We start from the raw sequence: 22,907 nt of genomic DNA, 5'->3' as shown, positions 1-22,907 counted from the left end.
GCGACCCGGCAAGGAAGCGGGCTATGGCAGGCGGCGCAGCAAGATGTCGCGATCGGCGGGGGAAAACTCGTGCGTCAGCGTCTCCATCAGCCACGCGGCGTCAGCGCTGCGCCCCTGCCGGATAAGCGACTCGGCCTGCGTTTGCACAAGCCTCGCCTTCCACGCGAGTGCGCCCTGTGCGGTGGCGAGCGCCATGCCTTCGTCGAGCAGCGATTGCGCTTCGCTAAACTGGCCCGAGTTGAGCAGCACGTGGGCCTTGGCTCGCAGCACTTCCGGCGCGCACCAGCCGCATAGGCCGTTACGGGCACGAAGCACGAGGTCGTCGGTGACGGCGAGTGGGTCGAGCGTCACGCCCATCTCGGCATGCGCCGCGGTGAAAAGCACCGCGCTGAAGTGATTGCGCACCGCGAGATGCTCGACGTGCAGTCCCAGCGCATGGTCGAAAATCGTGAACCATGAGCCGAAGAACGGAATACCGTGCCGCAAGCAGCAGTCTTTGAGTTCGTCGGTGGCCTGCTCGGCGAGCTCGACTTCTCCGCACCATAGGGCGACCGGACACAGTCCGAACGACAGCGTGAAGATGAGCGACGTGACGTGGCGCGCCCGCACCGCTCGCGCGCTCGCCACCGCGCCGAATGCGAGACTGTCGCTGAGCACGTCGGCATAGCGCCCATTGAGAATATCCGCAGTGAAGCGGGTCCAGTGAATCGGCAACCGCAACGCAAGGTCGGTAGATTGCTCGGCGCTCGTCAACGCCCGGTCCAACGCTTCGTAGGCTTGCGCCTTCGGGCCGCGCAGCGTGCTTCGGCAAAAGCCGATGGCACCCCAGACCTGTGCCGCCAGCGAAGCGTCGCCACTGGTGTCGGGGTCAAGCGCTACCAGCCGCTCCAGATAGCCGAGGTACTCGCTCAGCATGGAGGTCAGCATCCATAGCGTTGCCGACAACGCCGCAATACGCGACGCCAGCGCGGTATCGCCGCCGTCGGATAACGCCCAGTCCAGCGCGAACCGAACATCGTCCAGCGCCTGCGCGTGCTTCTCACGCCACGCCCCATGCCCAAGCCCGTCGATTTCGTCGACCGCCTTGCCTAGCAGCGCGCAAACGTGAATCGCATGGCGGCGTGCGATCAGGCTCCCCTCGCCCGACGCCTGCAATTTCGCCATCGCGTAATAGCGCGTTGTCTCCAGCAGCCGGTAAGGCGTCATCGCGTTGCTGACATCTACCGAAATCAGGCTCTTGGACACCAGACCGGCGAGTGCTTCGATACCGAGCGCTGCATCGTCGGCGGCAACCGCTAGCGCCCACTCTAGCGAGAAGCGCTCGCGAAAGATGGCAAGACGTGTGAGCATGCGCTGCTCGTCGCCGCTCAGTAGCTCGAAGCTCCAGTCGAGCGTGGCTTCCAGCGTGCGGTGCCGAGGCACAACGGCACGCCGATCGCTCTTGAGCACCTTTAAGCGGTCGTCGAGACGCTGCACCAATTCCTTGACGCCAAGCACCGCAGTGCGCGCCGCAGCAAGCTCGATCGCCAAGGGCATACCGTCGAGCCGTCGACACAACAGCGCCACGCCCGGTGCATCGTCGTCCGAGAGCTCGAACGCGCCGTCGATGGCCAGCGCCCGTTGCACAAACAACTGAACGGCCGGAAAACGCATCGCCGCTTCGAGCGAGTTATCGAGCCCTTCCGGCGGCGACGCCAGCGGCGGCAAGCGGTGCACCGATTCGGCCTCGATGCGCAACGGCTCGCGGCTGGTCGTCACGATGAGTGGGGCGGAGGTTCCGGCAAGGATGCGCTGTACGACTTCGACCGTGGCATCGAGCACGGGGTCGCAGTTATCCAGAACGAGGACTACGTGCTTGTCTTGCAGCAGTGCGATGGCATTGGCTAGCGGATCGCCCGAGACCACCGAGACGCCGACGGCGGCGGCCACGGCCGAAGCCACCAGCTCGCCCGTGCCGATCGTCGACAGGTCGACGAACACCGCCCCGTCACTCAGTTCCTCGGCAATGATGCGGGCGGCGGCCACAGCGACGCTGGTCTTGCCGATACCGCCCGGTCCCGCGACGGTCACGAGGCGCCGCAGGTAGGTGTCTTGCACCAACGTGTTGACTTCATTGCGCCGTCCGACCAACGCGGCAGCAGCCCCCGGCAAACGCGTCGTCGGCGCTAATCCCCAAGCCTGCCGATTGCGCTGTGCCTCATCTTCGATCAGCGCGTCCAGACGGCTCACATTGGCCGTAAACACGTAGCCTCGGCCGGGCACATTCGAGATGAAGTCGCGACCACCGTGCGTTTCGAGCGCCTTTCTCAAGCCGACGAGCTGCACCCGCAGGTTGGCTTCTTCGACAATGGACTGCGGCCATGCAGCGGCGATAAGGGCGTCTTTGCTCTGCACCTCGCCCGCGTGTACGACCAGATGCGCGAGCAAATCGAACGCACGGGCGCCAAGGCGGATGGCCTTGTTATCGATGAAAAGCCGTCTGGCGTTCGGGTAGAGCTTGAAGGGACCGAAGCCGTAACCGCCAATGGCAGTCGCCGGTGCGTGAGGGCGCGAAGAGGTCGGCGACATCTCAATGGAACGCTTTCATAGCGTTTTCCCAACAAGGACGGCATCCGAGGGGGACTGTAACGCCCAGGCGTACTGGGCATTGCAGAGCGCCGTGCCGCGCGGTGCCATTTCGCCGTAAACGGCTGGCGGGTGCGCGGCTTCGGCGAAAATCTACCACGATTTCTGCGTCTGCCCTACCGGCGGCATCACGAGCTGCCCAAGCTCGCCACGCTGGTACGCGCGGATACGGCCTTCGAGTTGCTCGGGCGTGTTCATCACAAACGGGCCGTGCTTCGCAATCGGCTCCTTTAGGGCCGGACCGGAAAGCACGACGAAGTGGCTGTCGTCGTCCGCGGACAAGTGAAGCGAGATCGCCCCCTGCGCAGCACTTGCATCGAGCGACACACCGACGGCTTCGCCCTCCTCCAGTTGCCGCACATCGTCGTCGACCCCGACGCGCAAACCACCTGAAACCGCATAGACCATCGCGCTCCAGCCGCGTGGCAAGGCGTGATCGAACCCCGACGATGGCCAGAGAAATCCGTCGAGCAGCGTGAACGGCTCAGGCAACTGCGTGGTGTGGGGTGCCGTCACACCGTTGCTGCTGCCGGTTACCACCCGCACGCGAACGCCCGTCGCTCTGAATTCGGGAATCTCATGCGGCTCGGCATGCACGGCGTACGGCGCATCGAACTTCTTGCTGGCGGGCAGATTAACGAAGATTTGCAGCGCGTGAACGTGCTGATTCTCCCCTTCGGGCTGCTCCGTATGCACCGCACCACGGCCTGCGGCAAACCAGTGCAATGCCCCGGGCCGGATCGGCCCGTGATTGCCCAGCGAGTCGTAATTCACATGCGCCCCGACCGCATCCTCGAACATGTATGTCACCGCCGAGATGCCCGCGTGCGGATGTGGCGAAAAGGTGGGGCCGGTCATGTGAAAGTGATCGAGCATGACGACCGGGTCCATCAGGCCGTCGAATGCCCGCTCTTCAAAGTGCTTGGCCCGGAAGGCGGCGCCGATCGTCATATCGTGACCGGCGACGACTTTCGATAAATGTACGAACGGGTTCATGTTGGCTTACTTGCTCAGTGCGTTTTTGTATTGCCACACCAGATTGGCAAACGGCATGTCGAGATCGGCATAGACCTGTGCCGCTTTGGGGTCGTCGTTGCCGTGCAGCATTTCCACCCCAGCGGTGGCGTAGTCGGTGACCGGAATACCAGCACCGGCGAGGCGCTGAAGCCCCACGGTACGCTTGGCGTCGGTGAACGTGCCCGACGCGTCGAGAACCACGCGCGGATCGTAGCCTGCCGCCTTGAGCGAGAGCGCCGGGAACGTCGCGCAAACTTCAAGCGACACGCCTGCGATCAACACCTGCTTGCGGCCAGTCTTTTCGATGGCGGCACGCACGTTCGGATCGTCCCACGCGTTGATCGACGTGCGACTGATGACTGGCACGCCCGGCAACGCGGCGGTCAGTTCGGGGATGGTCGGCCCCCACATGCCGTCGGGCACGGTGGCCGTCATGATGACCGGGATGCCGAGCGTTTTCGCCGCCTTGGCCAACGCGACGACGTTGTGTTTCAGTTGGCCCACGTCCATGTCGCGAACGCCGGTGAACAAGCCAATCTGATGATCGACCAGCACCAGCACCGTGTTATCGCGCGAGAGCAGGGAGTACGGCGCGCCGGAGGGCGCGACGGCGTTGGTTACCGGCGCCGCGCCAGCCGCATTGGCGGTTTTGGTCGGGACGGCAGCCGTGGTGGCGACGGCGAATGCGAGGGCAACAGCATTGAGGAGCGGGTTCGTTTTCATGATCTTCGGGAACGTTAGCGTCTGTAAGCGGCCCGTTGCATCGAGCATCTGGCACCGGGTCAACGACCGGTGCGCATCGGCTCCGGTTGAAATGAATCATATTTATGCAACGACAATTGATAAATATGTCATTTGACAACCCATCGTTGCATGTATAGAACGATGAGCATTGCCTGCGCCCCGCGAGAGAATTCCCGATGACGCCCGTCTCCCTCGATCTGAACGACCTCTATCTGTTTGCTCAAGTGGTGGAGCAGCACGGCTTCACCGCGGCTGGCGAGCGACTGGGCGTTAGCAAGTCGCGCATCTCCCGCCGCATTACCGATCTCGAAGCGAACCTTGGCGTTCGGCTGCTGCATCGCACTTCACGACGATTGAGCCTGACCGATGCGGGTCAGGAGCTATACGAGCATTGCCGGGCCATGATCGCCGCAGCAAGCGCCGGTGAGGATGCCGTGCGGCAGCGCACCGCCGAGCCTTCCGGGCTAGTGCGGGTGAGCATGCCGGTGGCCGTCACCGACAACGTCCTCGCGCGGGTACTGCCCCGCTTCATGCAGCAGCACCCCAAGGTGCGGCTGGCGATACAGGCCAGCAACCGCCAAGTGGATCTGGTCGAAGAAAACGTCGACGTCGTCGTACGGGGAATGGGATTCGAAGTGGAGGCGTCGAGTCTGGTGCAAGCGCCCTTGTGCACCGTACGTTGGGGACTGGTGGCGAGCCCCGCTTACCTGAAGCGCAACGCGGCGATAGCGACCCCGGACGCGCTGCCGCACGGCGACCTCATGGTCTATGCGCCGATCAACGAGCCGGTCAACGTGCTGCGGCTGATCGGTGCGCGTGGAGACGTCACCACGCCGATCACGCACCCGCGCTTGCAAAGCGACAACATCGCGACACTCAAGGAAGCCGCGCTGGCTGGCATGGGCATCGCCAGCCTGCCGTTGTACGCATGCGCAAACGAGATCGCGTCGAGCGGCTTACGTATCGTGCTGCCCGAGTGGCGCTCCAGAGAAGGACGCCTCGCGATCCTGTTCCCGACACGGCGCGGCATGATGCCTGCGGTGCGCGCACTCGTCGACTTTCTCAAAACCGAGTTGCCACCGCTGCTCCAGTAACTGGCCTCAACTATCGCTTTTCGATGGCGACGACGACGGCTTGGCAACGGTTTCGTGATGCCCGCCGAACGCGTGACGCATGGCGGATAGCACCTGATTGGCGAACCCGTCTTGCCCTCGCGAACTAAAGCGAGAAAACAGCGCGGCACTCAACACCGGGGCAGGCACGGCTTCGTCGATGGCAGCTTCGAGCGTCCAGCGGCCCTCACCGGAATCCGACACGTGGCCTGCAAACTGGCTCAACGCAGGGTCGCCACGCAACGCCCCGGCAATCCGGTCGAGCAACCACGAATCGATCACACTGCCGTGCCGCCAGACTTCGGCAATTTCCGGCAATGCGAAATCGTATTGGTAGTACTCGGGGTTTCGCAGCGGCGTGATCTCGGCACCGACCTCCTGCGTGTGCTTGCCGATATCGGCCTGCTTGAGGATGTTCAGCCCTTCGGCAATGGCGGCCATCATGCCGTACTCGATGCCGTTGTGAACCATCTTCACGAAATGGCCTGCGCCATGCTGCCCACAATGCAGGTAGCCATATTCGGCCGCCGCTTGATCGTCGGTGCTTGGCTGGCCAGCGGCGGACGACGCCGCCACGGCTTCGGGGCCGTCGTTACCGCCGGGGGCGAGCGCACGAAAGATCGGCGTCAGATGGGTCACGACGTCTTTCTCGCCGCCGATCATGAGGCAATAGCCGCGCTTCAGACCGGCAATGCCGCCGCTCGTGCCGACATCGACGAAGTGGATTTGCTTTTGACTAAGTTCGGCGCCGCGCCGGATACCGTCGCGAAAGTGCGAGTTACCGCCGTCGATCACGATATCGCCCGGTGAGAGCAACGGTGTGATTTGCGTTAGCGTTTCCTCGACGATGGCGGCGGGCACCATCAGCCAGACGGTGCGGGGTGCGCTCAACTTCGCGACCATCGTCGCGAGCGAATCCGCGCCAATGGCCCCTTCGGCTTCTAACGCGGCAATGGCCGCAGGCCGCACATCGTGAACCACACATTCATGCCCATGCTGGGTCAAACGCCGCACGATGTCTGCTCCCATGCGGCCCAATCCAATCATGCCGACTTGCATAGCGTGCCCTCCTTTCGTTGGTTGATGCGCTCGGTCAGGAATTTGCTAACTTTACGCCTCATTCGGACACGCCGGGTCTCACCCGGTTCGGTGAGCGTGAGCGGCCTACGGCACCAGCACGATCTTCGATCCGATCTTTTTGCGCGCCATCTCGAAGCCTTCGATCGCCTGCGCGAGCGGCAACCGGTGCGTCACCATCGGCGCGAGCGCGGCGTGGTTCGCCACGAGAAAATCGCGCACTTCATGCCACGTCGCACGCGTGGCGCGATAGGTGCCACGAATCTGATGGCGCTGACGCACGAGCTTCGCCCCGTCGAAGCTGATCGGCTTGCCGTGAATGCCGCAGACAACGAACACCCCTGACGGCCGTAGTACGTCGAGACCCGCTTGTACGGCAGCACCGACGCCGGTTGCTTCAATGACGATGTCGTATTCGTTATCGCCCAGCAACGTGCGCATCGCCCCTTCCGGTGCACCGTCGAGATCGAGGGTCGCTTCGATGCCGAGTGCCCGTGCTGTCGCCAGCCGCTGCGCGTCGTTGTGGCCGACGATAGCCACGCGAGCGCCACGCGCTTTTGCCAGCACGGCAATCGCCTGACCGATAGTGCCCGGCCCCATGACCAGCACGCGATCTCCGGTTTTCACCTCTGCGGTCTTCACGGCAGACATGCCGATCGAGAGCGGCTCCGCGAGCGACGCCACGCCCGCGTCCATGCCGCTCGGCAGCGTCAGGCAATTGCGTGCGGGCACGCGCACGCGGGTGGCAAACGCGCCGTCGCGCATCATGCCGATGCCCCGTCGGTCACGGCATTCGTCGACGCGTCCGGACACGCAGAACTCGCACACGCCGCACTCAACCGAAGGAATGACAACGACCGCATCGCCCGGCTGCAACGTGCTGACGTCGGCGCCCAGCATCGCGACACGTCCCGCAAACTCGTGGCCGAGCGTCACGGGGAACGCCGAGCGCAGGAAGTCGTAGCCGCCCGACCAATCGTAAATATGCACATCGCTGCCGCAGATACCGGCGGCGGTCACGTCGACGATCACATCGTGCGCGCCGGGCTGTTCGGGTTCGGGAACGTCGCGCCATTCGAGGCCGAAGGCGGCGGTGGTTTTCTGAAGGGCTTTCATCGGGGGGACTCCGTCAAACTTGTGTGATCGCGTCGATACGCGCGATGACTAGGTACGGCGCAACGAGACGTCGACGTCGTCGTGACCAATCGCAAAGATGAGCGAATACACGTCGACTTCGGGCGAAACCGTGACCGGCAGCGTCTCGGCAACCAGCGACGCAATGCGCTCACGCAATGCGTTCGCAGCGCCCATGTCCTGTGTTTCGACAAGCAGCACGTGCGTGGGCATGTCCGACGATTTCCAATGCGCGAACGCATTCGGTTGCGCCTCGAACACCTCGCCCAAATGCGCGGCGACTGCGCCTTCGAACGCGGCGCACGCCTGAACCAACGGCAATGCCGCGCTCGCTTCGGTCGCCGGGGCGTGGATGCGCACACAGGCAAGCGCTCCACCCGTACCGCCGCCCGTCGACGCCAGCGTTCGGCACGGGGCGCGCAGCACCTGGGTCAACGTGGAGCGCATATTGGCTGACCAAGGGGTCGGCTCGTCGATGACGTTCAGATAGGCCAGCGAGCGGAACACTTCGGGCGACACCGCACCGTAGGCGGTGAAATACTCCCGTTGCCCCGGCTGCGCATGACGATAGCGGCGGCCTTCGATGAAGCCGTCGATACCGACGCGCTCGGGCACATGCTCGCGCGTATGCCAGCGGTTGTATTCCTGCGCGTGCTGCGGCGTGACGTCATTCCAGAGTGCGAGAAACGCCGGACCGGGAAATGCCATGAGTCGTTTATCCAGTGATCGAGAAAAGTGCGTTCAGCGAGTGGCGGGCGACAACGCCGTTGCCGTTTCACGCCGGGACGCGGGCATTGCAAACATGCAAAAGGCGGCAAGCAGTGCGGGCACGCCCACGATCAAGAACAAGACCGGATAGGCCATGCCCGAGCCGAGCAGCACGCCGCCGACGCTAGAGCCGAGTATCGAGCCGAAACGGCCGATGCCTGTCGCCCACGCCACGCCCGTGGCGCGATTCGCCGTGGGGTAATACGTCGCCGCCAGCCCATTGAGACCGACCTGCGTGCCGCTGATGCACACCCCGGCGATATACACGAGCGGTGCCAGCACCGCGGCGTTGCCGAAGGTCCGGCCGATACAGATCACGGTCACGAAGGCGACGGTGTAGGCCGCGCCCAGCACCCATGCCGGTCGTGCGCTATCCATCACGCGCCCGAGCAGCAGACCGCCCGTCGTGCCGCCAATCGACCATAGCGCCGTGATGAGCGCGGCGTTGCGCATCGAGCCGCCGGAATTCGTGATGATGGTCGGCAGCCAGCTCGCCATCAGATACAGCACCGAAAGTCCCATGAAGAACGCCGCCCACAGCAACAACGTGCCGCGTGCGTAAGGCGCAACCAACAGTTCGCGCACCGGCGAACGGCTTTGCTTGGTTTCCAGTGCGACGAACGTGGTCTGGGCCGTGACAACCTCCGGCGCGATCTGGCGTCCCAAGGCACGCAACCGAGCTTGCTCGTGAGGACGGCGCAGCGCGAGAAAACGCATCGATTCGGGCAGTAGCGCCCACAACACCGGCAGCAACAGCAGCGGCAGTACGCCGCCCACGAGCACCATGGCGTGCCAGCCGTGGCGTTCGATGATCTGCGAGGCGACCACGCCACCGAACGCGGAACCCATCGAATTGCCGCACATCATCAGCGTGATGATGGACAGCTTGCGCTTGCCCGACGCGTACTCAGCCGTGAGCGTGACAGACGCCGGGGAAGCGCCGCCGATACCCGCCCCCGCGATAAATCGCAGAATCGACAACTCGGTGACGTTGGTCGCGAACAGCGTGGCGAGCGTCGCAAGACCGAATGTGGCGACCGATGCCAGCAACACGAAGCGCCGCCCGCGACGATCGGCCAGTGGACCGAACAGCAACGAGCCCGCCATCATGCCAAGCAGCGCAGAGACGAAAATCGGCGAGAGTTCTGCGACCGATAGCCCCCACTCGCGCCGCACGGCAGGCGCGATGTACGCCGCCAGCCCGATATCGATGCCGTCGATGGCGACGATCAGGAAGCACAGCACGACGACGCGCCACTGAAGGCTCGACATGCGCCGTCCGTCGAGAAACGATTGCAGATCCAGCGGGGCCGGGGCGTTAGGTGATTTGATGGTGTTTGCCATGCGAGTTCAGGTTCCTTCGATGACGTCAGAACACCTTGCGCAAACCCACGCGCACGGCCAGCTGGTTGGGGGTTGTCGATGCGCTCAGGCCAAAGATATCGGCCACCGCCACATTGCCCGTCGAGTCATGACCGCTCGCGTGTTGCCAGACGAGAATGCCGTAAAGGTAGGTCGTCTTCGAGAAATTGTAGGCGGCGCCGCCTTCGACCGACTGGTAATGTCCGCCCGGCGCAAAGCTGTATTGATAGCCGACACCCGCCATCATGCGCGGCGTGAACGAGTAGCCGTAGTTGATCTGGTAGTTGTTGAAAACGGCATTGGGCGGCGCCAGCGGGTTGGCCGCCGTGCGCACGATATCGAGAAAGCGCACGTTTTCGTACATCGCCGAGACCTGCGAGTTGCCCCACGTATATTTCGCCCCGCCCCCGACGACCTGCTGGCTCGTGGCCGTGACGTAGTTCTGGAAGATCGGGTTGGTGACCGGATTCGAATAGGCCGCGCCCGGTTGCGCCACACTCGTGCCGCCGTAGATCGACGTGCCCGGGGTGCGCATGTTCATGTACGCACCGGCAACTTGCAGGCCGCCGTTCGTGTACGACGCGCCAAAGCCGTACGTCCGGTCTTGCGCGAAGTTGCCCGTCACGTTGCCGAACGAGAACATCGTGCTGAACTTCAGTCCGCTGTAGGTCTGGCTCTCGTACTTGATGACGTTATTGATCTTGTTGTAATTCCACGATCCGTCGATGTCGCCCAGCGTCGCGCCGAGTCCGCCCGCGAACATGAACGACGTCGACAGTGGCACGAAGTAGTCGTTGGTCATCGAGTATTGATGACCGATCGTGAGCGTGCCCAGCCGCTTGTCGGAGAAGCCGACAAAGGCCTGCCGACCGAACAAGGTATTCGCCGGTTGCGAAACACCGTTCATGATGTTGAAGCCAGCTTCGAGCGTGAAGATGGCCGACAAGCCGCCGCCGAGATCCTCCACGCCGCTAAATCCGAACTTGTCGCCCGCACGCCCGCCGCTGGCTGCCTGCCAGGCCGACTTGCCGCCGCTGTTGTTCACGTAGGTCATGGCGGCGTCGACGGCGCCGTAAATAGTCACATTGCTTTGCGCGAACGCGCCCAGCGAGCATGCCGCAAGCGGCAAGCAGGCGATCCAGTGCTTCACGGTTGTCTCCTGTATCTCTCTTGTTTTTTGTTCGTTCATGCCGGGGTCGCGCTTGGCACGCACCGGCTTGCGAGAATGATGGGCGAACGCGGCCCCGCAATATAGGGGCGAAGTGGAAGTTCAGAACACGCGATTCGGAAATAATCGCGAGATTTCGGTGAGGGGTGGATGTGACAGTTCGTCAGTTGAAACCGCCACACCGAAAACTACAGATACGTGCCCTGCTGTTCGAGTTTGGCGAGCCCTGCGACGAGGAAATCCAGCAGCGCGTGAAACAGCTTGGGGTTGTGATGATGGGCCGGACGCAGCACTTTGATCCAGTAGTCCGGCAGCCCGTAGCCGGGCAGCAACTGCACTAGGCGTCCGGCGTTCACGCTGTCGTTGGCGCGATAGCGCGGCAGAATCGCGACGCCCATGCCGTCGACACAGGCGTTGTGCATGGCGTCGATATCGTTGGTCGCAAAGCCGCCGTCGACGCTCACCTGAATGTCCCCCGCGCGCGCGTCGGTAAATGTCCACGTGCGCACGGTGCTTTGATACGAATAGAGCAGACAGCGGTGACCGGGCAAGTCGGACGGATGTGCGGGCGTGCCGTGCTGCGCCAGATAGTCAGGCGAAGCGTAGACGTGACGTTTGAACGGACACAACGGGAATTCTTCGACGCCGTCGTAGGTAACAGGCAAACCGGTGATGACAAAGTCGAAGTTCTCGAGCACCGGATCGACGGCACGGTTCGCCAGTTGCAGCTCGAGGCTGGCCTTGGGGTGCGAGAGGAAAAACTCGTTGAGCAGCTTGCCGAGAAAGTGGTTCGTGAACGATGCCGGGGCTTTGACGCGCAACCGGCCGCCGAGCGACCGGTCATCGACCGCTGCGCGCTCCGACAGCCGTTCGTAGGCACTAAGGAAGTCGCGAGCACTCCCGAGCATGTCGCGCCCGGAGGCGGTGAGTGTCAGGCTGCGCGTGGTGCGTTGAAAGAGCAGAACATCGAGTTCCTTTTCCAGCGCGCTGACCCGTTTGGTCACCACCGGTGCCGAGACGTCGAGCCGACGCGCCGCCGCCGTGAAGCTGCCCATCTCGGCCACGGCGAGGAACGCTCGCACGTTTTCTACACTGTCCATCGCTACCCACCTCGTTGCGCTGATGGAGATGCATTGTAGCGATGGCGGTGCCGAGTCGACAGTCTCTATTTCGGGGACGTTCTGCGACGCGCGAGAAAGCGGTCCAGTTCCCCGGCGAACGCCTTGCTATCGCGCGGGCTGAACGGTGCGGGACCGCCGGTCTCGATACCCGCACTGCGCAGCTGGTCCATCATGTCGCGCACCGACAACCGCTCTTTGATATTGGCATCCGAGAACCAGCTACCGCGCGGATCGAGCGCATTGCCGCCTTTTTCAAGGACGGAAGCGGCCAACGGTATATCGGCGGTAATCACTAGATCGCCCGGCTCGACCATCTCGACGATGCGCGCGTCGGCCACGTCGAAGCCCGAGGGCACCTGAATCGACTTGATGAACGGCGAAGGCGGCGTGCGCAGAAATTGATTGGCAACGAGCGTCACCATCATTTCCTCACGCCGCGCGGCGCGAAACAGGATGTCTTTGATGGCCGCAGGACAGGCGTCCGCGTCGACGAGCACTTGCATGAAGGTATTCTTTGGAGGGGGAAGCGCCATCATACGGCAACAACGGCGCGACCCCGCCCACCTGCAAGACCGCATCACTGCGCCAGCATTAGCCCCAGATTCTGAATTGCGGCACCCGAAGCGCCTTTGCCGAGGTTGTCGAGCACTGCGGCCAACAGCACCTGCCCGTTCGCCGGGTTCGTAAAGACGCTCAGTTGCATAACGTTGGTGCCGTTCATCGCTTCGGGATCGAGTTGCGCCGCGACGCCCGATGCTTGCAACGGCATCACCTGCACGTAGGGCTCACCGGCATAGTGTTCGGCCAGACGCTGGTGCAGCGCCGCGCCGTCCACACCCGACTTCAGAAAGCGCTGCTCGATGGGAATCGTCAGCACGATGCCTTGACGGTACGCCCCGTACGACGGCACGAACATCGGGCGGAACGCCAGTCCGGCGTGTAGCGCCATCTCCGGCGGGTGCTTGTGCGCCAGTTCCAGACCGTAGACCCGGTATTTCGCACCGCCGACGGCATTCGGCCCTTCGTGCTCGTCGACACCGGCCCGCCCACGCCCCGAATAGCCAGACACGGCGTGCACGCTGATCGGATACTCCTGCGGCAGCAAATCTGCTTCCATCAGGGGACGAAGCAGGCCGATGGCGCCGGTCGGGTAGCAGCCGGGGTTGGTGACACGGCTCGCCTGTGCGATGCGCTGGGCTTGCCCTTGCGTCATCTCGGGGAAACCGTACGTCCAATCGGCGTGCGTGCGGTGCGCAGAACTCGCATCGATCACCCGCACACGCGGGTTGACGATGGAGGCCATGGCCTCGCGCGCGGCGGCGTCCGGCAGACACAGAATGGCGATATCGCAAGCGTTGATCGCCTCGGCACGCAGCGTCGGGTTCTTCCGATCGGCTGCGGGCAGCGTCATGAGTTGAATGTCGGTGCGCCCGCGCAATTGCTCATGAATCTGCAATCCCGTGGTGCCTTGGTCACCGTCGATAAAGATAAGCGGAGAAGACATTGGCAAAACCCCTCGTCGTTCGTCGTGGATCAATTTGGTCACTTATCTTCGGACGATGCGTAGAATAAGAAAAGTTGAATTTCATGAACCTGAACTTCTAATTTTCTGAATCAGGGGTGCCGCCGTGAGAGAAATCAGTCTGGATCGCCTGAAGACGCTGGTTGCCGTCGCAGACACCGGCTCCTTTGCCGACGCGGCGCAGGCGTTGCATCTCTCGCCGCCGACCGTCAGTCTGCACATTGCCGACCTTGAAGCACGTGTGGGGGCGCTGCTGTTGTCGCGCAAGCGCGGTCAGGTCCGGCCAACGTCGGTGGGCGAGGTCTTGGTCGATCGGGCGCGGCGTTTGCTCGCCGATGCCGAGCAGACGCTCGAAGATATCGAGCGCCATGCACAGGGGTTGGCGGGACGAGTGCGAATTGGTGCGTCGACCGGTGCGATTGCGCATCTGTTGCCGCAGGCGCTGGAGGCGGTCCGCCTGCACCATCCCGAAATCGATGTTCAGGTAGCGATTCTGACGTCGCAGGAGACCTTGGACAGGCTTCGCCGGGGCACGTTGGATCTGGGCTTGGTCGCATTACCGCAGGCCCCCGTCGCGGGGGTGACCATCAAGCCGTGGCGGCAAGATCCTGTGATGGCGTTCCTGCCTTCGCATTGGACGCGCCCCAAGTCCGTCACGCCAGAATGGCTCGCGGGTCAGCCGCTCATTCTGAACGACAGCACGACGCGGCTATCCCGGCTGACCACGGAGTGGTTTGCCGCTGCGGGGCATCACCCCAGCCCGCGCATCGAAATCAATTACAACGATGCGATCAAGAGTCTGGTGGCGGCGGGCTACGGGGCCGCACTGCTCCCGCACGAGGCGAAAAACGCACCGTTGGACGAACGGATTGCCATGCACCCGCTACGCCCGGCGCTCTGGCGCGCGCTCGGGATCGCGCACCACGCCGGTCATATCGAACAGGCGACGCAGTATGTGCTCGATGCGTTGTGGGGGTTGCAGGAGGGGCACAAAAAAACGGGGACCCGAAGGTCCCCCAAATTGGGTGAGCCGGTCAGATGACCGGCGGTTTGATGCTCAGTTAAAGCCGTTTGGCCTGCCGGATACTCCGCAGAAACGCGCGCGTGCGCTCCTGTTGCGGGTCGCCGAAAATCTGCTCCGGCGGGCCTTCTTCGCAAACTACGCCATCGCACAGGAAGCAGACCTTCGACGCCACTTCGCGAGCAAAGCCCATCTCGTGTGTGGCGAGCAGCATGGTCATGCCCTCCTGCGCCAGATCGCGCACGATATTCAGCACTTCAGACACGAGCTCCGGGTCGAGCGCCGACGTGATTTCGTCGAGCAGCAACACCATCGGGTCCATCGCCAGCGCACGCACGATCGCTACGCGCTGCTGCTGCCCGCCCGACATGCGGTCGGGATACTCGTTCGCCTTATGCGCCAGACCGAAGCGCTCCAGCAACGCCATCGCACGAGCTTCGGCTTCGCGGCGCGGCTGCTTCAACACGCGCGTCGGGGCGAGGATGATGTTCTCCATCACCGTCATGTGCGGGAACAGGTTGTAGCCCTGAAACACGATGCCGATGTCGCGACGCAGCGAATTGACATCGACGCCCGGCCCCGTGATGCGGTCACCGTGCACGAGGATTTCCCCCGCGTCGATCGGCTCCAGCCCGTTGATGCAGCGCAGGAGCGTCGACTTGCCGGACCCCGACGGGCCGATCAGACACACCACCTGATGCTCTTCGACCGTCAGTGCCAGCCCTTTGATGACGGGCACGTCGCCGTACGACTTCGCGATGTCGCGAATCTCGATGAATGACATGTCGTTCGCTCCTTCAGGCACCGCCCGCACGCATGCGGGCCCGGTCGCGTTGTGCCATCCGTTCCACGAAGCGCACCTGCGGAATCGAGATGATGATGAACAGCACCGCCACAGTGGTGGCCGCCGACAGGTTGTAGTGATTCGACGCGATCACCATCGACTGGTTGAAAGCATCGATCACACCCACCACGTTGACCAGTGCCGTGTCTTTCTGCAACGCGATGAAGGCGTTGAGCAGCGGCGGAATGATTTGCCGGATGCCTTGCGGCAACACCACGTGGCGCAGCGTCTGCGTGTACGACAACCCCAACGAGCGGGCCGCCGCAACCTGACTCCAATGCACGCCCTGAATCCCGGCGCGATAGATTTCCGCAACGTAAGCACCGACAGTGAGCGTCAGCGCAATCACCACGTACGTCGTGAGCGACAAATCCTTGAGAATCGGCACGCCGGTGAGCGGCAGACCGAAACCGACCAGATAGATCACCAGCACCGCGGGCATCGCACGGAAGATATCGACGTAAGCCGTGGCGATGAAGCGCAGCGGCGCGCCCGCCTTGCCCGGCGCAAACATTGCCAGCGCCACAACCAAGCCCCAGATCAGCACGAAGACTTCGGCAATCACGAAGATCTTCACGTTGACCCAGAAGGCGTCGAGCACCAGCGGGAACGTCTTGATGATGAGCGGCAGCATGAAGAACGTCTTCGCCACCGCCAACTGGTTCGCCAGCACGAACTGCAACGCGAGCACCACGATGAGTTGTGCAAGCGTGTAGCCGAGCGTGATCCAGCTTTGTACATCGGCCTCGGCGCGCGCGACACGTGCTGCCACGATGTCGTTGCGCGCTGCGGCCTCGCTGAACGCCCGCCACCGCGCATAGGCGCGCGAGAGCGGGACCAGCACGATCAACGAGACCAGACCGAGCAATACGGTGCCCACGGGCACCCACCAGCCGCCGAGCTGACTCTCGAGCAGGCCTTCACGCATTGCACCGATCGTGTAGACACTGCTCGCGATGGCCACCGCTGCGCCGATCAACGCGACGAGAAACAACGTGAACGGCGACGACGGCATGCCGCCGATGTTCAGCCGCCGCTCACGCCCTATCGCACCAATCAGCGCACCGGGCGCCTTTTGAGAGGGTTCGCTCATGGCTCAGATGACCTCAGGGCGTCAGTACCGGCACTTTCGCAGGGTCTGCGCCGAGGCTCGGCACCAGATACTGCGTGGCCAGACGATCGAACGTGCCGTCCTTCTTCATCTCGGCGATCAGCTTGTTGAACGCGGCGAGATTCGGCGAATCCTTGTTCACCAGACCACCCCACTGTTCGCTCGTGTCGTAACGGCCCACGACTTCGAAGCGGCCTTCCGACTTCTTCGCGATCGACAGCACGTTCGGCGTGTCGTAGAGCACGGCGTCCACCTGACCGGCGGCCAGTGCGGCGTACATGGCGGCGGCGTCGGTGTAGACCTTCGGGTGTTCGGCAACCTTCACCTTGTCGGTCAGGTACGGCAGGATCGTGGTGCCCTGCTTCACGCCGAGGCGCAACTTCTTGATGCTGTCCTTGTCGACCTTCGTGCCCGTCTTGACCAGCACGCCCTGATCCGAGCTGAAGTACGGATCGGTGAAGTTCACGACCTTCTTGCGCTCATCCGTGATCGTGATCTCGCTCAGCGCGATATCGAAGCCCTTGGCCTGACCCGTGACAACCTGCGCGAACGAGCGGTTGACGACGATCACGCGGTCGAGCCCGGCGCGGTAGGCCATGTTGGCGGCCATGCAGTATTCGAAACCGTCTTTGATGGTGTCGGGCGAATCGCCGTTCCACCAGCCCGGTGCGGGCAGCACGGGGCGCACGGACAGCGCGCCCGGCGTGACCGTTTCGAGCTTCACCGAACCGCGCGTGCCGGTGACTTCACACTTGCCGAAGTCCGGTGCGGCGACGGCCGTCGTGCAGAGCCCGCCCAGCATGAGCGCGGTGAACAGCACGCGCGCGGACGTTGACTTGCGGGTGGCGCGTTTCGTGTCTTGCCGTTCGATCAATTTCATGGGGATGTCTCCTTGCATCTTGAGGTGGCGTCTTTCGAGAACAGAATCAGGCGGGCAACGCGGCGGCCGGCTGTGCGATGCCACCATGCGGCTTGCCCGAGGCAACATCACCCCACAGCACGGCATGGTCTTCCGGCAGCGCGCGCGAGTTCGGCATGGACAGCCACAGACGCATGAGCATACGGTCCTGACCGGTTTGCACGTCGTCCTTGAATGCCGTACGGCCGTGATACACGACGTGATTATTCAACAGTTGAATGTCGCCCGGCGCAAAACGCATCTCGAAGCATTGCTCTTCGGCCACGGCCATCAGCATGCGAATGGCTTCGTGTTCGGCTTCGGAGAGCTTGCGCACGCCCGGCAGCATCTGCGCGTTCTCGATGTAGGTGAGCGAGAAATGGCTGGTGAGCTTGCCGTCGCGTACACCGAAGATCGGCAGGTCGTAAGCGACGTGCTCGCCGCCCGCCTCTTCGCCAAAGCGGCTGCGCGGGATCGGTTTGCACAGCAAGGCGTGCAAGTCCGGACGGCGCTTGAGGATTTCGTTGTAGACGGTGGCACTGCTGGCCAGCTTGCTCACGCCGCCTTCGGAGGCTTGACGCACACACAGCAAACCCACGACGTCGCAACGATCGGTGTGGAAGCGCAGTTGTCCCGGCGACAGCGTACGTGCGCCCGACGAAAGGAATTGTTTGCCCGAGGCGTCGACGGTGGCGCCATAGAGCTTCGCACCGACGCCCATGCCTTCGTCCTTGATCTCGCGCATGACTTCGCCGCGATAGTTCTGGAACATCGGCGTGCCCAGATGCGCGCCCAGCGCGTACCACATGCGGCGCAGCTGCTCGGCACTGTAGCGGCCGACGTCGAGACCGCGAATCTTGACCATGCCCGAGCCGTTTTCGAGCTCTTCGCGCACATCGTCGAAGAAGGCGGTGGCGTCCGGCAGCGGGAAGTTATGACGGTTGATATCGCGCCAATCGATTTGCTCGGTGGCTTTCAATGCGGCGTCGATTTGTTCGAGCACGATGGCCGGGAACGTCTTGACCCAGCGGTCGTGGTTCACCATCTCGGCACCCTGCCACACACATGCGCCTTGCAGACTCTGCGACTCGGCCATGAAATTCTCCTGATAGATACGATGAGTAGTCCGTCTTACTTTGTATATACATGTAAAGACACTACACCCATCTTTTGAAGTCCGACAATCGGGAGCGACGTCCAATCAGGGAAAGTCCTAGCCTCGCAAAACAACAGGCTCACGAAGCCCGTTTGCGCGACGGTATGACCGCTCGCAACGCCTTGCGCACTGGGGCTGGCATTGCGAATCGCGGGTCCGAAATCCCGTAGGGACGACCCGAACTCCCGGGTACGTGGACTCCCGGTCGACTCGACTATACGCGAACAAAATGGCGTGCGTATATCATTTATTAATTTCGTATACGATTTCGAGAAAAATGTTTCTCAGTGCGTGGTGCACGTGCGGGACGCGCTGGCGATCAGGCGGTGGTTTTCCCGCTCAGGCGGAAATACGCCATCACTTCGCGCTGCGTTTGTTCCAGGTGTTTGCGCAGGAGCCGGACGGCGGTTTTCGTGTCCCCTGCTGCGCATGCCTCGTGGATGGCGAAGTGCTCGTCGTAGGAGCGTTGGTGATCGTTGACGGCCGAGAGGTGCGTGCGAAGAAAGCGCCCCATGCGCTCTTGTGCAGCCTGCGCCGTGGCGACCAGTCGCGGACGATTGGCGGGGGCGTAGAGGGCTTGATGGAAGGCGAGATTCAGATCGCTCCACGATTGTGGCGAATCTGCCCTCTCGTAGCGCTTGAGCAGTTGTTCAGCGAGTGCGAGATCACTGGGGGCCATGTTCGGCACGGCAATCTCTAACGCCCGGCATTCGAGCGCGATGCGCAGGTCGAGCATCTCGACGCAGTCGCTCGCGGTAAGCGGCGTGACGAACGCCCCGGCATTGCGCTTGAGCGTGACCCAGCCCTCGGATTGCAAACGCATGAGCGCTTCGCGCACCGGGATCTTGCTCACGCCCATTTGCGCGGCGATATCGTCCTGACGAATCGGCGCGCCTTCCTGCAACTCGCCCGACAGAATCTGTTGGCGAATGGCTTCGTAGGCGCGCTCGGCAGTGGAGAGGGAGGATGTGTCGCTGGCGGTCACGGAGGGCGGCGGGTCAAGGCAAAGGTGAATGACGCGAGGATTATACAATCCTTGAAATCCGTATACTTTTTGCCTTCTTCAATTCGCCAGCGCCGCCCCTCCCTGTCCCTTTTACCGGGTTGCAGCCCGAACTGCGTTATGCGTGCGCAGTTGATTCAGCACCATCACCACCACAACGTTGGCCACCAGACATGGCAATCCGAGATTGATACCGCCCAAGTCGACCTTCAGCAGATACAACAGGATGGCCATGATCTGCCCCGTCAGGATCCCCATCACGACAGGCACCGCGCCGACACGCAATGAGAAGAGGACAACGAGAATGCCCGGCAGAAACTGCGTCACGCCGTAGTAGGTGGTGTTGATCAGCGTCAGCATCAGGTTCGGTGCGGTCATCGTCATGAGAATCGACACCATGAGGTACACGATGATGACTGCTTTCGAGCCTGCCTTTTGCCGGTTCTCAGGGAGATTCGGCAACAGGTTGCGCGTCACGATAGAGCCGATGGCCAGACACATACCGGTCAGCACCAGCAGACCGGACAGTGCCGCCGCAGCGGTCACCACACCGAGCAGCCACGACGGCAGCAGATGGATCGCCGCGACGAAAAATGCTTCGTTTGCCGAGCCGAGCGGCTCACTCCGGGTCAGCGCGTAGTACGACGCGAGCACCAGGAACGGGTACATGAGCATGTACAGCGGCATCGCGACCTGTGTGCGGCGAATCGTGTCTGCGCTCTTCGCCGTGTAAATGAACTGCACGGAGATTGGCATCATGTAGAAGCCGAGCGATTGGAACAGGATCGTGCTCATCGAGAAGCGCAGCTGTTCCGCATTCATCTGGTTGCTGACGTGCTGACTCGCCACATGAAACACCTTCTCGACACCGACTTCCCCCGCGACGGCAAGGCCCGTCACCACGATAGCCACCACCATCAGCACGTCCTTGAGCACGGCAACATACGCCGACGAACGCACCCCTGAGATGGCGATATAGGTGAAGGCCAATACGGCGGCGATGAGCACGAGATTCAGTGGCTGAAGCCGCCAGCCCAAGCCATTGAACGCCGCGATCAAGCCGGTGAATTGCAACTGAGCCATCGGCAGCAGAAACAGAATCGACGACAGCGCAACCACTAGTTCCACCGCCCGGCTCTGGTAGTACCCCTTGAACAGATCCGGCATCGTGATCGCATTGAACCGTTTGCCAGCCTCCCATATCTTCGGGGCCAGGAAGTAGCCGAGCGGATACGCCAGCAGGATGTAGCCCATGAACCAAATGCCATAGGTCGGCCCCTTCGCATAGATGCCGCCTGCAAACCCCACCATCGTGGCGACGCTGTAAATTTCGCCCGCTGCAAGGAAAAACACGAGAAACGCGCCGAACTGTCGCGACGCCACAAAGAAGTCATGCGTACTTTGTGGCGCGCCGCCTTTGCGCGAGCTCAGCGCCAGGTAAAGCGACAGGACGATAAACCCAAGAAACACCATCGTGGCCATGTGCGTGCTCCAGAAGGTCAGGCACCCTGCCCGCGGCGTGCCGCGGCAGGACGGTCGAAGCATCGCCAGCAGATCAGCATGCACACCGAGGTCAGGAAGAACCACGCAAACATCCACGCGTAGATGAACGGCACGCCCAACACGAAGGTGTCGACGGATGCGACCCAGGGCAACAGGCACAGCACACCGACATAGGGAACACCCAGTCCAATCAGAAGCTTGAGCATGGCAAGCCCCTTTTAGCGCGCAGCGGCGTTGGACGGATCCATCGGCGTCAGCGCGCCACATCGCGCTTCAATGGCTTCGCCCGCTGCGAGGCAGAGCGCCTCCTGGAACCGCCCGCTCACGAGATGAACACCCATCGGCACACCACCGGCCAGGCCGGTCGGCACCGACAGCCCCGGCAAGCCGAGAATCGCCGTCGCCAGCAGCGGACTCTGCGCGTCGAGCAGGCTGCGAGCGGCATCAATCCCTTGCTGGTCTGCGTCGATCAGGAACGGACGCTGCCAGGACACCGGCATCAGCAACAGCGGGTAGCGCGCGAAGAATTGCTGCCATTCGCGCAACAAGGTGGTCCGCAGCGAAAGCGCGTTCATGTAGCCGACGAGGTCGAGCGTGTCGGTATGGCTACGCTGCGTTGCGATGGCGGCACGCACGGCGGCGTCGCCGAAATGTTCGATGGCATCGCCCACGCCCGCGGCGAGTTCGTTCATCGTGAGTGCCAGCCAAAGATCGGTCGCCGCGTGGAAACTGGGCGGTGTGACTTCCTCGACCACGCAGCCCGCATCTTCGAGATAGCGTGCGGCTTGTTCCACGGCCGCGACGACCTCTGCACCTGCGGCGATACCCGGCACTTTCGTACACATGGCAACACGCGTTGGAAACGCGTCGGGCGTGCCGCCCTGCGGGAGCGATGCTTGCCACGGATCTCGTCTATCCGGACCGGCCATCGCTTGCAACGCCACACGCAAGTCGCCGACGGTGCGCGCCAACGGCCCTTGCACCGACGAGAGCTGTGCGCCCATCGTGCGATCGCGCAATTGCGAAGGGTTGAACGCCGGGACCCTACCCTGCGTGGGACGCAGGCCCGCGACACCGCAGGCATAGGCGGGATAGCGAATCGATCCGCCCTGATCGTTGCCATGTGCGATCGCGCCGATGCCTGCGGCGACGGCTGCTGCCGCCCCGCCGCTGGAGCCACCCGGGGTGTAGCTGGCGTTCCATGGGTTCAGCGTGCGGCCATGGAGATCGTTGTCGGTGAACCAGCGCAATGAAAAGGCCGGGGTGTTGGTGCGGCCGATAATCACCGCGCCGGCGCGGCGAAGGTTTGCCACGACAGGGCTGTCCTCGCGGGCCACAACGTCCTGATATGAGACGACGCCATTGGTGGTGGCTCGGCCCGCCATGTCCACGTTGACTTTCACCGTCACGGGGACGCCGTGCAGCGGTCCGAGGGACTCGCCGCGGGCCAGTGCCGCGTCGGCTTCGGCGGCGGCTTGCATCGCCTCATGCGCCAGAACGTCGACGACCGCGTTGATCTTTGGATTCACCGCATCGAGCCGGGCCAGACAACTAGCGACGACCTCCGTCGACGACACCTCCCGCTTTGCGATCTGGTTGACGGTTTCAACGGCACTCCAACGCCACAGTTCATTGCTCATGGATTTGTCTCCTGCTGTGTCTTGTTTTCGATTGGGTTTTACAGACGCTCCGAGCAAGACTAATCCGCTAAGATGCACACG

At 62.8% G+C, this 22,907-nt stretch carries 21 protein-coding genes; 2 read left to right on the top strand and 19 right to left on the bottom strand.

Going from position 1 to position 22,907, the window contains the following annotated elements; genetic code table 11:
- Window positions 1–21: 21 nt before the first annotated feature.
- From ACPWR9_RS25110 to ACPWR9_RS25100, 3 genes are all read right to left on the bottom strand, one after another.
- On the bottom strand, window positions 22–2,568 hold the full coding sequence (locus ACPWR9_RS25110) for an ATP-binding protein (protein ID WP_426301725.1): 2,547 nt from the start codon (window positions 2,566–2,568) through the stop codon (window positions 22–24).
- A 150-nt stretch (window positions 2,569–2,718) separates the two neighbouring features.
- A complete protein-coding gene (locus ACPWR9_RS25105) occupies window positions 2,719–3,621 on the bottom strand; it encodes a pirin family protein (RefSeq protein WP_426301723.1) in 903 nt (300 codons plus the stop codon).
- 6 nt (window positions 3,622–3,627) lie between these two features.
- Window positions 3,628–4,413, bottom strand: coding sequence for an isochorismatase family protein (locus tag ACPWR9_RS25100; protein ID WP_426312932.1), 786 nt, complete (start codon window positions 4,411–4,413; stop codon window positions 3,628–3,630).
- Window positions 4,414–4,562: 149 nt separating this feature from the next.
- Between ACPWR9_RS25100 and ACPWR9_RS25095 the strand changes: the two genes are divergently transcribed.
- The gene (locus tag ACPWR9_RS25095) at window positions 4,563–5,480 is read left to right on the top strand and encodes a LysR substrate-binding domain-containing protein (protein WP_426301719.1); all 918 of its coding nucleotides are present in this window, start codon (window positions 4,563–4,565) and stop codon (window positions 5,478–5,480) included.
- Between the two features lie 6 nt (window positions 5,481–5,486).
- On the opposite strand, the gene gnd is transcribed toward ACPWR9_RS25095, so the two are convergent.
- The 8 genes from gnd to argC all read right to left on the bottom strand — a co-directional run bounded on the left by gnd (window position 5,487) and on the right by argC (window position 13,632).
- On the bottom strand, window positions 5,487–6,557 hold the full coding sequence (gnd, locus tag ACPWR9_RS25090; RefSeq protein WP_426301717.1) for a phosphogluconate dehydrogenase (NAD(+)-dependent, decarboxylating): 1,071 nt from the start codon (window positions 6,555–6,557) through the stop codon (window positions 5,487–5,489).
- Window positions 6,558–6,662: 105 nt separating this feature from the next.
- A complete protein-coding gene (locus ACPWR9_RS25085; RefSeq protein WP_426301715.1) occupies window positions 6,663–7,691 on the bottom strand; it encodes a zinc-dependent alcohol dehydrogenase in 1,029 nt (342 codons plus the stop codon).
- Window positions 7,692–7,739: 48 nt separating this feature from the next.
- The gene (locus ACPWR9_RS25080) at window positions 7,740–8,417 is read right to left on the bottom strand and encodes a hypothetical protein (protein ID WP_426301713.1); all 678 of its coding nucleotides are present in this window, start codon (window positions 8,415–8,417) and stop codon (window positions 7,740–7,742) included.
- Window positions 8,418–8,450: 33 nt separating this feature from the next.
- Window positions 8,451–9,821, bottom strand: coding sequence for an MFS transporter (locus ACPWR9_RS25075; RefSeq protein ID WP_426301711.1), 1,371 nt, complete (start codon window positions 9,819–9,821; stop codon window positions 8,451–8,453).
- A gap of 25 nt (window positions 9,822–9,846) precedes the next feature.
- Window positions 9,847–10,989: a porin gene (locus ACPWR9_RS25070; RefSeq protein ID WP_426301709.1), complete on the bottom strand. Its 1,143-nt coding sequence runs from the start codon at window positions 10,987–10,989 to the stop codon at window positions 9,847–9,849.
- 206 nt (window positions 10,990–11,195) lie between these two features.
- On the bottom strand, window positions 11,196–12,107 hold the full coding sequence (locus ACPWR9_RS25065; RefSeq protein WP_426301707.1) for a LysR family transcriptional regulator: 912 nt from the start codon (window positions 12,105–12,107) through the stop codon (window positions 11,196–11,198).
- Between the two features lie 65 nt (window positions 12,108–12,172).
- Window positions 12,173–12,631, bottom strand: coding sequence for a YaiI/YqxD family protein (locus tag ACPWR9_RS25060; RefSeq protein ID WP_426301705.1), 459 nt, complete (start codon window positions 12,629–12,631; stop codon window positions 12,173–12,175).
- 74 nt (window positions 12,632–12,705) lie between these two features.
- On the bottom strand, window positions 12,706–13,632 hold the full coding sequence (gene argC, locus ACPWR9_RS25055; protein WP_426301703.1) for an N-acetyl-gamma-glutamyl-phosphate reductase: 927 nt from the start codon (window positions 13,630–13,632) through the stop codon (window positions 12,706–12,708).
- 124 nt (window positions 13,633–13,756) lie between these two features.
- Between argC and ACPWR9_RS25050 the strand changes: the two genes are divergently transcribed.
- On the top strand, window positions 13,757–14,692 hold the full coding sequence (locus ACPWR9_RS25050) for a LysR family transcriptional regulator (RefSeq protein WP_426301701.1): 936 nt from the start codon (window positions 13,757–13,759) through the stop codon (window positions 14,690–14,692).
- Between the two features lie 19 nt (window positions 14,693–14,711).
- Here the strand turns inward: ACPWR9_RS25050 and ACPWR9_RS25045 are convergent, their stop codons facing one another.
- From ACPWR9_RS25045 to ACPWR9_RS25010, 8 genes are all read right to left on the bottom strand, one after another.
- Complete coding sequence (locus tag ACPWR9_RS25045) at window positions 14,712–15,455, bottom strand: amino acid ABC transporter ATP-binding protein (protein WP_426301699.1); 744 nt, start codon at window positions 15,453–15,455, stop codon at window positions 14,712–14,714.
- A 13-nt stretch (window positions 15,456–15,468) separates the two neighbouring features.
- Window positions 15,469–16,608: an amino acid ABC transporter permease gene (locus tag ACPWR9_RS25040; protein WP_426301697.1), complete on the bottom strand. Its 1,140-nt coding sequence runs from the start codon at window positions 16,606–16,608 to the stop codon at window positions 15,469–15,471.
- Between the two features lie 13 nt (window positions 16,609–16,621).
- Complete coding sequence (locus ACPWR9_RS25035; RefSeq protein ID WP_426301695.1) at window positions 16,622–17,506, bottom strand: ABC transporter substrate-binding protein; 885 nt, start codon at window positions 17,504–17,506, stop codon at window positions 16,622–16,624.
- A 46-nt stretch (window positions 17,507–17,552) separates the two neighbouring features.
- Entirely contained in the window at window positions 17,553–18,620 is a 1,068-nt protein-coding gene (locus ACPWR9_RS25030; RefSeq protein ID WP_426301693.1) for a TauD/TfdA family dioxygenase, read from the bottom strand.
- A gap of 379 nt (window positions 18,621–18,999) precedes the next feature.
- The gene (locus ACPWR9_RS25025) at window positions 19,000–19,665 is read right to left on the bottom strand and encodes a GntR family transcriptional regulator (protein WP_426301691.1); all 666 of its coding nucleotides are present in this window, start codon (window positions 19,663–19,665) and stop codon (window positions 19,000–19,002) included.
- A gap of 111 nt (window positions 19,666–19,776) precedes the next feature.
- The gene (locus ACPWR9_RS25020; RefSeq protein ID WP_426301689.1) at window positions 19,777–21,165 is read right to left on the bottom strand and encodes a sodium:solute symporter family protein; all 1,389 of its coding nucleotides are present in this window, start codon (window positions 21,163–21,165) and stop codon (window positions 19,777–19,779) included.
- Between the two features lie 17 nt (window positions 21,166–21,182).
- On the bottom strand, window positions 21,183–21,392 hold the full coding sequence (locus ACPWR9_RS25015) for a DUF3311 domain-containing protein (protein WP_426301687.1): 210 nt from the start codon (window positions 21,390–21,392) through the stop codon (window positions 21,183–21,185).
- 12 nt (window positions 21,393–21,404) lie between these two features.
- The gene (locus ACPWR9_RS25010; protein ID WP_426301685.1) at window positions 21,405–22,826 is read right to left on the bottom strand and encodes an amidase family protein; all 1,422 of its coding nucleotides are present in this window, start codon (window positions 22,824–22,826) and stop codon (window positions 21,405–21,407) included.
- Window positions 22,827–22,907: the final 81 nt, after the last annotated feature.

It is taken from the genome of Pandoraea pneumonica (assembly GCF_049918595.1).
Lineage (GTDB): Bacteria > Pseudomonadota > Gammaproteobacteria > Burkholderiales > Burkholderiaceae > Pandoraea > Pandoraea pneumonica_A.
The sequence above is the reverse complement of the archived record's forward strand: the minus strand, read 5'-3'. Positions and strand labels throughout refer to the sequence as shown.